Annotated in this window: 10 protein-coding genes; 7 read left to right on the top strand and 3 right to left on the bottom strand. The window is 74.4% G+C overall.

The annotated features are described in order from the left end of the window. Positions 1–16 precede the first annotated feature (16 nt). The 5 genes from Pta02_RS08585 to Pta02_RS08565 all read left to right on the top strand — a co-directional run bounded on the left by Pta02_RS08585 (position 17) and on the right by Pta02_RS08565 (position 7569). Positions 17–889, top strand: a complete 873-nt coding sequence (locus tag Pta02_RS08585) for an oxamate carbamoyltransferase subunit AllH family protein (protein ID WP_239129926.1) — start codon at positions 17–19, stop codon at positions 887–889. Beyond that, positions 886–2499 carry an AllF/FdrA family protein gene (locus Pta02_RS41855; RefSeq protein WP_203874150.1) on the top strand — a complete coding sequence of 538 codons (1614 nt, stop codon included), beginning with the start codon at positions 886–888 and terminating at the stop codon, positions 2497–2499. Before Pta02_RS08585 ends, Pta02_RS41855 begins: the two co-directional genes overlap by 4 nt. After that, positions 2496–3890 carry a YlbE family protein gene (locus tag Pta02_RS08575; RefSeq protein WP_239129924.1) on the top strand — a complete coding sequence of 465 codons (1395 nt, stop codon included), beginning with the start codon at positions 2496–2498 and terminating at the stop codon, positions 3888–3890. Before Pta02_RS41855 ends, Pta02_RS08575 begins: the two co-directional genes overlap by 4 nt. A 307-nt stretch (positions 3891–4197) precedes the next feature. Further along, positions 4198–6216 (top strand): serine/threonine-protein kinase, encoded by a 2019-nt coding sequence (locus Pta02_RS08570; RefSeq protein WP_239129922.1) that lies wholly within the window; start codon positions 4198–4200, stop codon positions 6214–6216. Positions 6217–6303: 87 nt separating this feature from the next. Next, the gene (locus Pta02_RS08565) at positions 6304–7569 is read left to right on the top strand and encodes an MFS transporter (protein WP_239129917.1); all 1266 of its coding nucleotides are present in this window, start codon (positions 6304–6306) and stop codon (positions 7567–7569) included. Between the two features lie 103 nt (positions 7570–7672). On the opposite strand, the gene Pta02_RS08560 is transcribed toward Pta02_RS08565, so the two are convergent. The 3 genes from Pta02_RS08560 to Pta02_RS08550 form a co-directional block, all read right to left on the bottom strand. After that, a complete protein-coding gene (locus Pta02_RS08560; RefSeq protein ID WP_203874148.1) occupies positions 7673–9328 on the bottom strand; it encodes a bifunctional 3'-5' exonuclease/DNA polymerase in 1656 nt (551 codons plus the stop codon). A gap of 35 nt (positions 9329–9363) precedes the next feature. Beyond that, positions 9364–10878 (bottom strand): metallophosphoesterase family protein, encoded by a 1515-nt coding sequence (locus Pta02_RS08555; RefSeq protein ID WP_203874147.1) that lies wholly within the window; start codon positions 10876–10878, stop codon positions 9364–9366. A gap of 64 nt (positions 10879–10942) precedes the next feature. Next, positions 10943–12562, bottom strand: a complete 1620-nt coding sequence (locus tag Pta02_RS08550) for a serine/threonine-protein kinase (RefSeq protein WP_203874146.1) — start codon at positions 12560–12562, stop codon at positions 10943–10945. Between the two features lie 184 nt (positions 12563–12746). Between Pta02_RS08550 and Pta02_RS08545 the strand changes: the two genes are divergently transcribed. Further along, entirely contained in the window at positions 12747–13157 is a 411-nt protein-coding gene (locus Pta02_RS08545) for an acyl-CoA thioesterase (RefSeq protein WP_203874145.1), read from the top strand. Continuing rightward, positions 13154–14281 carry a zinc-binding dehydrogenase gene (locus Pta02_RS08540; protein ID WP_203874144.1) on the top strand — a complete coding sequence of 376 codons (1128 nt, stop codon included), beginning with the start codon at positions 13154–13156 and terminating at the stop codon, positions 14279–14281. Before Pta02_RS08545 ends, Pta02_RS08540 begins: the two co-directional genes overlap by 4 nt. Positions 14282–14361 lie beyond the last annotated feature (80 nt).

The raw sequence follows: 14361 nt of genomic DNA, 5'->3' as shown, positions 1-14361 counted from the left end.
CGCGATCCTGCGCCCCGTGCTGGAGTCGCCCCGCCGTCCCGCGCGGGTGCTGGCGGCCTTTCCCGCCGGGGTCTACCTGGAGGTCCGCGCGGAGCTGGAACCCCACGTGGTGGCGGTGGTCACCGGGGAGGCCACCCGGCTGCCCAACGCGGTGGTCCTCAACGCCCCGCTGCCCCGGGTCACCGTGGGCGACGAGGCCTCGGTCGGAGACGGCTCGATCGAGGTCGGGCACCTCAGCCTGCGGGCCCACCGCTGGTGGGACCCGGCCCCGCCGCTCGGCCCGGTCGACCCGGTACGGCTGGCGCACGCGCTGCCCCAGCTGACCGAGCTGTGCGACAGGTCGGCCAGGCGCCCCGGGCTGGAGGGCAACGGCGCCGTCGCCCTGCTGGCCGAGGCGTGCGCCGAGGCCTCGCTGCTGAACGGCATCATGGCCTCCGAGCAGCTCGTCGGCCTGGGGCCCGGCCTGACGCCGAGCGGTGACGACGTGCTGGCCGGGCTGCTGGTGGCGCTGCGCCACCTGGGCGCGGCGGCCGGGGTGGACCGCGCGGTCTGGCTGGCCGACTGGCTGGCCGCCGCGGTGACCTTCGACGCCCGCGGCAGGACCACCCCCATCTCGGCGACGCTGCTGCACTGCGCGGCCCGGGGCGAGGCCAGCGGCGAGGTCCTCGCGGTCCTGCGCGGCCTGGCCGGACGGCAGGCCCTGGAGCCCGCGCTGCACCGGCTGCTCGGGCTCGGCCACACCTCCGGCGCCGACCTGGCGTGCGGGATGCGCATCGGCCTGGCCGCCGTGGCCGGTCTCGCGGGGCAGAACGGCGGCGGGTCCTCCCGCGCGGGATCTCCCCGCGGCGGCCGCCGCGACAAGGGCGATCGCGGAGGTGGGGGCAGGTGAGCAGCGATCTGGTCCAGGTCCGCACCGGGGTGTACCACGACTCGGTGAGCCTGATGCGGGTCAGCCAGGCGGTCACCGCACTGCCCGGGGTGGAGGTCGCGGTGGTCGCCATGGCCACCGGGCTCAACCTCGGCATCACCGCCGAGCTGGGCTTCGAGCTTCCCCCGGCGGGCCCGGCCGACCTGCTGGTCGCGGTGCGCGCCGCCGATCCCGGCGCCGCCGATCTGGCCGCCGCCGAGCTCGACCGGCTGCTGTCCGGTCTCGCGGCCCGCACCCGGGGCCCGGCCGCGGCCGAACATCCGCCCCGCACCGTCCGCGCCGCCGCCCGGCTCGTCGACGCACCCGGCGCCGCGGGGACGGGGGGCGGGGCTCCGACGGACTCCGCGGGGACGGACGACGGGAGGCGGGGCGCTCCGGGAGGGGCGGCGCTGGTCCTGGTCTCGGTGCCGGGGCCGTACGCGTTCGCCGAGGCGATGGACGCGCTCGACGCGGGCCTGTCCGTGATGATCTTCAGTGACAACGTCCCGGTCGAGCAGGAGGTGCTGCTCAAGCGGCGCGCGGGCGAGCTCGGCCTGCTGGTCATGGGGCCCGACTGCGGCACCGCCGTGGTCGGCGGGGCGGGGCTCGGATTCGCCAACGTGCTGCGGCCGGGACCGGTCGGGGTGGTCGCGGCCTCCGGGACCGGGGCGCAGCAGGTGACGTGCCTGCTGGACCTGGCGGGCGTCGGGACCGGCCACGTCCTGGGCGTGGGCGGGCGGGACCTGTCGGCCGAGGTGGGCGGGCTGTCCACGCTCCGCGCCCTGGAGGCCCTGGACGCCGACCCCGCGACGGAGCTGATCGTCCTGATCTCCAAGCCGCCCGCCCCCGGGGTGGCCGACGCCGTACGGCAGGCCGCCGGCAAGCTCTCCACCCCGGTGGTGACCGCCTTCCTGGGCCCCGGCCGGGACGACCTGACCGCCGCGGCGGAGTCCGTCCTGCGGGCGCTGGGGATCGAGCCGCCCGCGTGGCCGTCCTGGCCCGCGGCCGGAGAGGCCGACGAGACCGGCGAGGCCGGCTGGACCGGTGCCGCCGTGAACGCGGGGGGACCCGGCGCGAACGGGAACGCGGGCCCGCCGGGGGCGCACGGAGGCGGCGGCGCGGTCGTCCCGGAATCCGGTGACGCCGTGAGCGCGAGGGGACTGCGCGGGATCTACTCGGGCGGGACGCTCTGCACCGAGGCTCGGCTGGTGGCCGGGACCGGGGAGTTCACCGACTACGGCGACGACGAGTACACCCGGGGCCGCGCCCATCCCATGATCGACCCGGCGCTCCGGCTGGAGGCCCTGGCCGCGGTGCCCCCCGGCGACGTGGCGCTGCTCGACGTCGTCCTCGGCCACGGCGCCGACCCCGACCCGTCCGCCCGGCTCGCGCCCGCGATCACCGCGGCCGTCTCCCGGGGCGTGCCGGTGGTCGTCGCGCTGGTCGGCACCGAGGGCGACCCCCAGGGGCTGGCCGCGCAGGGGCGGGCGCTGAGCGCGGCCGGAGCCCGCGTGTTCGCCTCCAACGCGCAGGCCGCCCGGTACGCCGCGCGCCTGGCAGGCGCGCCCGTCCCCGTCAGGAGCACCCGTTGACGCTGCCCATGCTCTCCGGCGAACCCCAGGTGATCACGGCCGGGGCGGACCTGCTCGGCGAGGCGCTGGACGCGCAGGCCGTACCGCGGGTGCGGGTGGACTGGCGCCCGCCGATGCCCGGCACCGAGGATCACCTGGCGCGGGTGCTGGCCGATCCGCGCCGGGCCGCCGCCAACGCCCGGGCCGCCGGGAGGCTGACCTCCGCGCGTCCCCGGCTGGTCGCGGTGCGGCCCGCGCACGAGGTGCTGGACCTGCCCCCGGGCACGTTCCTGCACGCCGGGCCGCCGATCGAATGGGAGCGCGCGTCCGGGCCGATGCGCGGCGCGCTGATCGGCGCCATGCTGCTGGAGGGACTGGCCTCCGACGCGCAGGAGGCCGAGAGGCTGCTGGCCGCCGGCCGCGCCCGGCTGGACTCCTGCCACCACCACCGGACGGTGGGACCGATGGCGGGTGTGGTGAGCCCGTCGATGTGGATGTTCGAGGTGCACGACGCCGAGCACGGCGGCACCGCCTACTGCTCCCTCAACGAGGGGCTCGGCAAGGTGCTGCGTTACGGCGCCTACGGGCCCGAGGTGATCGGGCGGCTGCGCTGGATGGGCGAGGTGCTCGGCCCGGTGCTGCGGGCCACGCTGGAGCTGACCGGGCCGCTGGACCTGCGGTCGCTGATCGCGCAGGCCCTGCAGATGGGCGACGAGCTGCACAACCGCAACCGGGCCGCGACCTCGCTGCTGGTGCGCGAGCTGGCCCCGGCCGTGGTGGAGGCCGCCCCGGGGCACGCGGCCGAGGTGCTGCGCTTCGCGGGCGGCAACGACCACTTCTTCCTCAACCCGGGCATGGCCGCCTGCAAGGTGAGCGCCGACGCGGCCCGCGGCATCCCCGGCTCCACCATGATCGTGGCGATGGCGCGCAACGGCACCGACTTCGGCGTCCAGGTCTCCGGCCTGGGCGACCGCTGGTTCACCGGTCCCGCGGGCGTGCCCGACGGGCTCTATCTCGGCGCGTACGGCCCCGCGGACGCCAACCCCGACATCGGCGACTCGACGATCACCGAGACGGCGGGCCTGGGCGGTTTCGCGATGGCGGCGGCCCCGGCGATCGTCAGGTTCGTCGGCGGCGACGTCTCCGAAGCGGTGGCGGCCACCCGCTCGATGTACGAGATCACCCTCGCCGAGCACCCGGCCTACCAGATCCCGGGGCTCGGCTTCCGCGGCACGCCGGTCGGCGTGGACGTGACGCTGGTGGCCAGGACCGGCCTGCTGCCCACGGTGAACACCGGCATCGCGGGCCGGGTGGCCGGGACCGGGCAGGTCGGCGCGGGGCTGGTCAGCCCGCCCGCCTCGGCCTTCACCGCCGCCCTGGCCGCGCTGGCGGACGCCGCGCCAATGGGATAAGTGATCGTTTTTAATGAATCCCGGCGGAGTGAGCGCTCCCACGGGCACTACGTGTCCCCGCACGTCAAAGCTCATCTATCATGCAAGTCACACAAAGCACATCAGCATCTGACAAATATCACGGAACGCTTTCTTGGTGACCCAGCTTCCATTGCTGATTGTGGTCCCGATATCGTGTTCAACCTCACAAATAGGGCTTGGGCTGGGGGAGCGGGGTATGTCAGCGGATCGTTTGGTCGGCAGAGTGCCCCCTGGACCGGAGGGTGCGAACATCACCGGGAGTGCGCCGGAAGGCCAGGGACGACTGGTGGGCAGGCGTTACCGCCTGATGTCACCGGTCGGCCGCGGCGGCATGGGCATGGTCTGGCACGCGCACGACGTGCTGCTCGACCGGGACGTCGCGGTCAAGGAGCTGATCCTCCCCTACGGGCTGGACCACGCGGGCAAGCAGGTGGCCCACCGCCGGATGATGCGCGAGGCGCGCTCGGCCGCGCGGATAAGCCACCCGGGCATCGTGACCGTCCACGACGTCGTCGAGGAGGACGGCCGCCCCTGGATCGTGATGGAGCTGGTGCGCGCCTGGTCCCTGGAGCAGGCCGTACGGCAGAGCGGGCCGCTGCCGGTGAGCCAGGCCGCCGAGATCGGCATCCGCGTCCTGGACGCGCTGCGCCACGCGCACGCCGCCGGGATCCTGCACCGTGACATCAAGCCCGGCAACGTGCTGCTGACCGCCGACCGGGTGGTGCTCACCGACTTCGGCATAGCCGCCATCGAGGGCGACGTCACGATCACCCAGACCGGCCTGCTGATGGGCTCGCCCGCCTACATCCCGCCGGAGCGGCTGTCCGGGCAGCCGATCACGCAGGCGGCCGACCTGTGGTCCTTCGGTGCCACGCTGTACGCCGCCGTCGAGGGGCGGCCGCCGTACGAGGGGCCCGACGCGATGGCCGTCCTCGGCTCGATCCTCACCCAGGAGCCCGCCCGGCCGCAGCGCGCCGGGGCGCTGACCGGCGTCATCGACGGCCTGCTCCGCAAGAACCCGGCCGACCGCATGCCCGCCGCCCAGGTGTCGGACCTGCTGGAGCAGGTGCTGCGCAGCCACGGCTCCAACACCCCCAACCGGGGGCCCAACTCCCAGGTCCCGGCGGTGATGCCGGTCCCCGGCAACTCCCTGCCGATGCACCTCATGCCGCCGCTGGACGCGCCGTCGGGACCGATGCCCTCGCGGATCATCGAGACCCCCTCGGGCCCGGTGCGCGTGCCCTACGACCCGCAGAGCGGCCAGTCGGGCGGGTACCCGGCCGGCTACGACGCGCTGTCCGGCCCCTCGGGGGCGCACCGCACCGACATGCCGGCCTCCCCCGCGCCCTCAGCCGACCCGTTCGCCGCTCCGGGCAGCCCGCCCGGCGGCCCCCGGCGCGGCTACGACGCCCTGCGCAGCACCTCCGCGGAGCTGAACCGGCCCTCCGGCGACCTGCTCGACTCCGACCCGTTCGACTCGCTGCGCAGCGCCTCCGGCGAGTTCGCCCGGGGCGCGGCGGCCCGGCCCGCCCCCGGTACGGGCGCGCCCGTCCCGCCGATCCTGCCGGTGCAGGCCTCCGCCCGCGAGGCCCTGGACACCGCTCCGGCCCGGACGGGACGGGGGCGCGAGAGCGCCCGTTCCGAGGGCCGCAGGAGCACCCGCCGCCGGGACTCCTCCGGCGAGGACTGGATGCGCGACGGGCGCCCGACCACGCGCCTGATGCTGGTCGCCGGAGTCGGGGCGGTGGGCGTGGTGATCGCCACGGTGCTGCTCCTGACGCAGGGCGACTCCTCCGACGTCGAGACGCCCTCCTCCGCGTCCGCGATCTCCGCGCCCGCCGACCCGGCCGCATCGTCCCGCGCGCAGGCCGAGATCCCCAAGGGCTTCAAGAAGCTCAGCGGGGGCGGCGTCTCCGCCGCGGTGCCCGGCAACTGGACGGTGAAGGCGGGCGAGAACGGCACCGTCACCTTCTCCGGGCCGAAGAACAGCGGCCGGACCTTCGTCGTGACCGAGGTCCCCGTGGCCGACCCGGTCTCCGCGCTGGGCAAGGTCGACAAGACCGGCCTGGACGAGTACATCGAGGTCGGGGTGACGCCGGTCACCTATGGCGGCTGGAAGGCCGCCGACTGGGAGTACACCTACGTCCAGCCCGGCGGCATCGTCCCGATGCACGGCCTGACCCGCTACGTGGTGGTCAGCGGCGACAGCGCCTACCAGATCTCGATCCTGGTCAAGGACCTCGACTGGGAGAAGAGCCGGACGACGATCGACACCTTCTTCTCCACCTTCGACCCCGGGATCTGACCTCCGGACTCCGGAATGTGGGCGCGGGGCGGGGCTTGCGGTGTTTATCCACGGGAGAAGCGTCACGAGTGATGGCAGACTTCACTCGTGACCACAGCCCGTACACCCACCGGTTCACCCCCCGCGCACGTCGCCGCGGTGCAGCGGCGGACGCTCGGCGTCCTGACCGCCGCGCAGATCACCAGCGGGATGGGGGTCGCCGTAGGCTTCACCCTCAGCTCGGTGGTGGTCACCGACCTGTCCGGCTCCAAGGCGGTGGGCGGGCTGGCGGGCACCGCCACCGTGCTCGGCGCCGCGCTGCTCGCCCTGCCCACGGCCAAGGCCGCCGGCAGGGGCGGGCGGCGGACGGGCCTGACCCTGGCCTACGGCTGCGCGATCCTCGGCTGCCTGCTCGCGGTGCTGTCCATCACCATCGGGTCCTGGCCGCTGCTCCTGGCCGGGCTGGTGCTGTTCGGCAGCGGCAGCGCGGGCAACCTGGCCTCGCGTTACTCGGCCACCGACCTGTCCCCTCCGGGACACGCCGCCCGGCACCTGTCGTGGGTGGTGTGGGCCGCCACCATCGGTTCGGTCGCCGGCCCCAACCTCGCCCAGCCCGCCGAGGACCTCGGCCGGCGGCTGGGCCTGGCCCCCTACACCGGCCCGTTCGTGCTGGCCCTGCTGGCCTTCACCCTCGCAGTGATCATCATCTCCGCCGGTCTCCGCCCCGACCCCCTGGTCCTGGCCCGCTCCCTGGCCGCGCCGCAGGCGGAGGAGACGGCGGCGGGCAAGCCCAGGGGCACGCTGGGCACGGCCTGGCGGTCGCTGCGCGAGTCGCCGGCCGCTCTGCGGGCGCTGGCCGCGATCGCGGTCGGTCACACCTCGATGGTGTCGATCATGTCCATGACCCCGATCCACCTCCACCAGCACGGCGCCGGCTTCTCGATCATCGGGATGGTGATCAGCCTGCACGTCGTGGGCATGTACGTCCTGTCCCCGCTGGTGGGATGGCTCGCCGACCGGATCGGCCGGGTCCGGGTGCTGGTCCTGGGCATGGCGCTGCTGCTCGTCTCCGCAGTCCTGGCCGGTACGGCGGGCGAGCACGGCGTGGCCCAGGTGACCGCGGGGCTGATACTGCTCGGCCTGGGCTGGTCGTGCTGCCTGGTCTCGGGCTCGGCCATGCTCACCGAGGCCGTGCCCCTGGAGCGGCGTCCCTCGGTGCAGGGCCTGTCGGACCTGGTGATGAACGGCTGCGGCGCCGCCGGCACGGTCATCGCCGGGGTGATCGTGGAGGTCCTGTCCTACGGCACGCTCGGCGCGGCCGTGGCGGTCCTGGTCACGGCCACCGGCCTCTGGCTGGCCCTCGACCGCCGATGACCGCCGCCCTCCGGCCCGGTCCCGGGAAGCGCCACGGCTCCCCGGCTCGGCGGGGCCTGCGGTGCGGGCGCTGCCGGGGTGTGAGGGCCCTGCCGCGAGGGCTCTATTTCGCGTCGGCGTAACAGCGCACGGCGACGGCCCCCATCGGGAAGCGGACGGGGGTGGCGCCGAACAGCAGGCGGGTCGCCTCCTCGGCGGCCCGGCCGACCGCGGCGACCACCTCGTCCGCCAGCTCGGCCGGGCAGTGCACCATCACCTCGTCGTGCTGGAAGAACACCAGCCGGGCGGGATCGGGCAGCAGGCCGCGCAGGACGGCCATCAGCGCCAGCGCCCACTCCGCCGCGGTCGCCTGCACCACGAAGTTGCGGGTGAAACGGCCCCGGTCGCGGGCCGCCCGCATGCCTTCGGGGCCGGAGACCAGCTCCCGCCAGCGGGCCGAGGGCGGCGGGCAGGTGCGGCCCAGCCAGGAGCGGACCAGCCGGCCCTCCTCCCCCGCCCGCGCGGCGTCCTCCACGAACCGGTAGGCGGCCGGGAAGCGCTGCCGCATCACGGCCAGCAGCTTGGGGGCGTCACCGCTGGTCCCGCCGTACATCGCCGAGAGCATGGCGATCTTGGCGTGGTCGCGCTCGCCGCCGAACGCCTGGGCGAGCGCCTGGTAGAGGTCGATCTGCCCGGCCGCCCGGGCCAGCCCGCCGTCGCCGGCCATCGCGGCCAGCACCCGGGGTTCGAGCTGGGCGGCGTCGGCGACGACGAGCGTCCAGCCCTCGTCGGCGATCACGGCCCTGCGCATGGTCTTGTGGAGCTGCAGCGCGCCGCCGCCGCTGGTGGCCCACCGGCCGGTCACCACCCCGGCCACCACGAACTCCGGCCGGAAGCGGTCGTCGCGGACCCACTGGTCGGCCCAGGCCCAGCCGTGGAAGCTGTAGAACCTGGCCAGTTCCTTGTAGGCGAGCAGCGGCTCGACGCCGGGGTGGTCGATCCGCCGCAGCTCGTGCGCCCTGGCCGAGGAGACGGTCGTCCCCGCGGCCTTGAAGGCCTTGACGATCTGCTGGGAGGAGTCGGGGTTGAACGCCGTGCCGAACACGGCCGCGACCCGGTCGGCCAGCACCTGGAGCTTGGCCGGGCGCATGCCGTGCACCGGGCGCGGTCCGAGCATCTCCAGCAGCAGCGCGTCGTGCTCGGCCCGCCGCCACGGCATGCCGTCGTGGCCCATCTCCGCGGCGATCAGCGCCCCGGCCGACTCGGCCGCCACCAGCAGCCGGAACCGGTGCGGGTCGGGCAGCGCCTCGATCCGCCGGAGCTGGTCGGCGTGGACCTCGGCGACCATCTCGGCGTCGAGCGGGGGCGGCTCCTCGTCGAACAGCGTGGCCTGCCGCGCCTCGGGCGCGGTGTGGTCGTCGGGGACCGGCAGGCCGTGCAGCCGGGCGTGGGCGGCGCGGGCCGAGCGGGGCTCGCCGTAGCGGCCCTCGTGAGCCAGCAGCAGCCCCTCGGTCAGCGCCAGGTCGTGACAGCGCGACAGCCGTACGCCCCGCCGGAGCAGGGCGGGGTAGACCTCGCGGGTGTCGGCCCAGACCCAGCGCGGCGCACCGGCGCCGCCCTCCGCGCGCCCGGCGCCGCCGCCCTCCGCGGAGCGCCGCTGTCCACACCCGGTCTCCAGCTCCCGCACCGCGGCCGCCAGGTCCGGCACCGCCACGGCCGGCCGGCCCTCGGGACGCAGCAGGCCGCCGCCCTCGTTTCCCGGCACGACCACGACGTTCACGCCTCCAGCGTGCCACGCGCCACCGACGGTTTCGATCAGGCGAGCGGGATGCAGACCTCGTCCTCGAGCGGGGGTTCGAGCTCCTGGGGCAGGCAGCCGGTGGCGGCGAAGCAGCGGATCCGCAGGGTCTCCGGGGTGACCGAGACGTGCAGGAAGCTCTTGAAGAACGGCGGATCGTCCCAGTCGGACAGCTCCGACACGTATCGGTGGAAGACCTTGTCCACCGGCAGCCGGAGCGGGACCGGCAGCGGCATGGCGCCGAGCCAGCGCGCCGCCCACCGCATCCGCCGGGTGATCCTCACCCCGTCGATCGGCCGCGGCGGGGTGTTGCCGATGTAGCGGGACATCAGGCACATCGCCTCGTCCGGCGTGAGATAGAGCCAGCGCATGCCCAGCCGCTCGCTGTAGAGCTTGCTGTAGAACGACAGCGAGTCGCCGCGCAGCGGGTAGCACTTGTAGTCGTCCTCGTGCACGCCGCCGACCGTGATCCTGGGCGTCGTGTGAGTGGCGTGGGTGAAGGCCCCGGACCCGCCCGCCACGATGTACTGGATCGTCCGCTCGCCGACCTCGACCGGGAAGCGCTGGTAGTTGTGCACGTCGCCGCCGATGACCGCGACGTAGCCGTGCCGGGGATCGCGCACGATGTCGTCGATCGTGCCGCCGCCCTCCAGCTTCGACGGTTTGTACTCGTTGCGGGTGTAGATCGGCTTGCCGGTGATCAGCATCTTGGGCCGGGGGTCGCGCGAGACCTCCCTGAGCCAGTGGGCCTGCTCGCGGTCCAGTTCGCCGCGGATGCCGGTGTCGACCCCCACGATGAGCAGCGTCGGGGTCTCCATCGCCCAGTACGGCCCCGGCTGCGTGGCCTGCTGCTCGGGCAGCGCCCGGCGCTCGCGCGCCCTGGCCAGCCGTTCCTCGTCGATCTTCTCCGGTCTGCGCCAGAGCAGCCCGCGCAGCCCGGAGGGCGACAACTTGAAGCCCTCGCGCCGGGCCTGGAGGGCGTGGGCGTCGCAGAAGACCCGCATGAAGCCGCCGAGCCCGTCGTACCAGTCGTGGTTGCCGGGCACGGCGTAGATCGGCGCCCGGTAGTTCTGGTAGGGGCGGAAGAACTTGTCCTCGTACTCGTTGCCGGAGCCGGTGGGATAGATCACGTCGCTGGCGATGACCGCGAAGTCCGTCCCCTCGCCGATTCTGAGCATCCCGGGGACCACGGCGTACTGCGAGGCGTCGCCCTCGCCGGTGTCCCCCAGGACCAGGAAGGAGAACTCGGAGCCGACGTCCGCCGGGATCCGGAGGGACGGGTCGACGCCCCGGTCGCGCTGCGAGCCCACCCAGCGCGCCCTGACCTGGCCCGACGGATCACCGAACAGCGCGGCGAGGATCTCGTTGCGCGACCTCCAGAGCGTGCGCGGGTTGAGCCAGGAGAAGGACTCCGTGTTGGGCCGCAGGTCCTTGAACGTGCCCATCTCGACGCAGTCCCAGCCGGCCCCCTCCTGCGAGACCCGGGAGGAGACCTCACGCCCGCGTTCCGCGGCCTGCCCGACATCCACCATGGTCATATTCTGGCCGTGATCGGGCGATCACGCGGCCGTTCGGGAAGCGCCGGGGTAAAGATCCTCAGGGCAGGCGGCCGATCCGGAAGTCGTCGAAGTTCACGCGGACCTCCGTCTCGTCCTTGGGCCACTTGCCGGCAGCGAGCCCGTACTTGGGCTTGCCCCTGGCCTCGGCCGCGTCCTCGTCCACGACCTCGGCCACTTGCTCGTCGCCCGCCCACAGGCTCACCCTCACCCGGCCCTCCGCCCGCTCGCACTCCACCCGCAGCACCGCCCCGGCCTTCTTGAACCCCGGCACCGCGATGTCGGGCGTCAGGTTCACGGAGGTCGTGGAGGTGGACTTGCGGACGCTCGCACGCCCGTCGGGACGGACCTGCGCGATGTAGTAGGAGAACCGCTCGTCGTCGAGCCTGTACTCGCAGAAGACCCCGCCCCACGCGTTGTACGGGACCCCCGCGGCGAGGTCGGCCTTGACGCTGACCAGGGCGTGCTCGGGGAGCTCGGCGTTGACCGGCGCGGCGGCGTACCGGGAGTTGTTCGAGTAGTCGGAGGCGATCGTGTAGCGGCCGTCCCCGGTGTATCCGTGCACCACGTCCGCACGGGTGCCGTCGCTGTACCAGCCGGACTTGTCGTTGCCGAAGTCGTCCTGGTAGAGCACGTCGGTGATCTCCGGCGGCCCCTGCGGCAGCGCCCGCACGGCGAACACCCCGGCCGCCGCCAGCAGCAGCACCCCGGCCGCCGCACCGCCCACCAGGTACGGCCGCCGCGGAGAGCGGGCCCTCCCGGCCGGCTCCCCGGCGGACGCCGGCCGGGCGGTCTGCGGGACCAGGCCGGAGAGGTTGAGCCGGATCGTGCCCGCCACCCTGGCGGTGTCCTGCGCCTCCTGCTGCCCCACCATCCCGGACAGCAGGTCCCTGGCCGAGGGCCGGGCCCCGGGATCCTTGTCCAGGGCCGCCCCGACCAGTTCGCGCAGGCCGGAGTCGAGCTCCTTCAGGTCCGGGATGTCGTGGACGACCCGGTACAGCGCCTCCGGCACGGTCTTGGAGGCGAACGGAGAGGCGCCGCTCGCGGCGGCGGCCACCACGCAGCCCCAGGCGAAGACGTCGGCGGGCGGGCCCGACCTGCCCTCGGAGATCAGCTCGGGCGCCATGTACTCCGGGGTGCCGAGGATCTTGCCGGTGACGGTCTGCCCCCGTCCCGCGTCCAGGGCGCGGGCGATGCCGAAGTCGATCACCCGCGGGCCGAGCGGGGACAGCAGCACGTTGGCGGGCTTGAGGTCGCGGTGCACGACCCCGGCGCCGTGGATCGCGGTCAGCGCGGTCGCCACCCCGACGGCCAGCGCCTCCAGGTTCGACCCCGTCAGCGGCCCCTGCTCGCGCAGGACGCGGGCGAGGTCGGGACCGGCGACGTACTCGGTGACCACCCAGAGCGGCTCCCCCTCCATCCGCGCGTCCAGCACCGGGGCCGTGCAGAAGCGGCTGACCCTGCGGGCCGCGGCCACCTCGCCGCGAAAGCGCGCCACGAACTCGGGATCGGCCGCCAGGTGCGGGTTGATCACCTTGAGCGCCACCGGGCCCGCCGGGCCCTCGGCGAGATATACCGTGCCCATGCCGCCCTTGCCGAGGCGACCGGCGACGCGGTAGGGGCCGAGCTCGACCGGGTCGGCGGGATCCAGCGCGATCACGGGGGGGAAGTCCGTATGCGGTCACAGCGGACGATCATAAGTTGGGCTGATCACACCGGAGCGGAGATTTCCTCCAAAAGTGACACAGGTGTAAGCAAACGGCCTCCACTCGCCCGTCCGCCGGAAGATCGGCCGCCGCGGGCCGGGGGAGCCCGCCGTACGGCTCTGGAATATAGTTCTGTCCGTGTACGCGCACTGGGAGACCGTCCCCACACGGTGGAAGGACAACGACGTCTACGGCCACATGAACAACGCGGTCCACTACTCGCTGATGGACACGGTGATCAACACGTGGCTGATCAGGACCGCGGGCCTGGACATCCACGGCGGTGACGTCATCGGCCTGTGCGTGGAGTCGCACTGCCTCTACAAGGCCTCGATCTCCTTCCCCGAGGCCGTCAGGGTCGGGCTCAGGATCGGGAGGCTGGGCCGCTCCAGCGTCCGCTACGAGCTGGGCCTGTTCCGCGAGGACGGCGAGACGGTCGTGGCCGAGGGCCACTTCGTCCACGTCTTCGTGGACCGGGAGAGCCGCAGGCCCGCCGAGATCCCGGCGCCGCTGCGCGCCGCCATGCAGAAACTGGTGATCGACGAATGAGCACGTCCACCCGGGCCGCGGTCCTGGTCGAGTCGGGCCGCCCGGCCCCCTACGCGGACTCCCGCCCCCTGGAGGTCGTGCCGCTGACGCTCGACCCGCCCGGCCCCGGCGAGCTGCTGATCCGGGTGCGCGCGGCGGGGCTGTGCCACTCGGACCTGTCGGTGATCAACGGTTCCCGGCTGCGCCCGCTGCCCATGGCCCTGGGGCACGAGGCCGCGGGCGAGGTCGTGGCCACCGGCGAGGGCACCGAGTTCGCCCCGGGCGACCACGTGGTGCTGGCGTTCGTCCCGGCCTGCGGGCACTGCGCGCCCTGCTCCGGGGGCCGCCCCGCGCTGTGCGAGCCGGGCGCGGCGGCCAACGGCAGCGGCACCCTGCTCGGCGGCGGGCTGCGCTTCAGCGACGCCTCCGGCGGCCGCCCCCGGCACCATCTCGGCGTGTCGGCCTTCTCCGAGTACACGGTCGTGTCGGCGCGCTCGGCGGTCAAGGTCGACCCGGAGCTGCCCCCCGAGATCGCCGCACTGTTCGGCTGCGCCGTCCTGACCGGCGCGGGCGCCGCGTTCTACAGCGCCCGGGTCGAGCCCGGCGACGGCGTCGCGGTGTTCGGCCTGGGCGGGGTCGGGCTGGCCGCGCTGCTGGCGGCCAAGGCGGCCGGGGCGGCGACGCTGGTCGCGATCGACGTGGTGGAGTCCAAGCTGGAGCTGGCGCGCGAGCTGGGCGCGACGCACACCGTCGCGGGCGGCCCGGACGCCGTCGAGGCGGTCAGGGAGATCACCCGCGGCGGCGCCGGGAAGGTGATCGACACCACCGGGGTGGTCCCGGTCCTGGAGCAGGCCTACCGGGCCACGGCCCGGGGCGGCACGACGGTGACCGTGGGCCTGCCCGACCCCTCCCGCGAGCTGGTCCTGCCCGCGCTGAGCCTGGTCGCCGAGGAGCGCACGCTCAAGGGCAGCTATCTCGGCTCGTGCGTCCCGCGCAGGGACGTGCCGCGCTTCGTCGAGATGTACAGGGCGGGGATCCTGCCGGTGGACGCGCTGCTGTCGCACCGGCTCACCCTGGAGGAGGTCAACGAGGGCTTCGACCGCCTGCACACCGGCGAGGCCGTCCGCCAGGTGATCGTCTTCTGAGCTCCCCGGCGGATGACCGTCTTGCGGGGTCCCCGGCCCGCCCGCCCCGGACCGTTCCGGCGGGCGCCCGGCCCTCCGCC

The sequence above is a fragment of the Paraplanobispora takensis genome (assembly GCF_016863195.1).
Lineage (GTDB): Bacteria > Actinomycetota > Actinomycetes > Streptosporangiales > Streptosporangiaceae > Planobispora > Planobispora takensis.
Note: the sequence above shows the minus strand (reverse complement) of the source record. Positions and strands in the feature narration are given on the sequence as shown.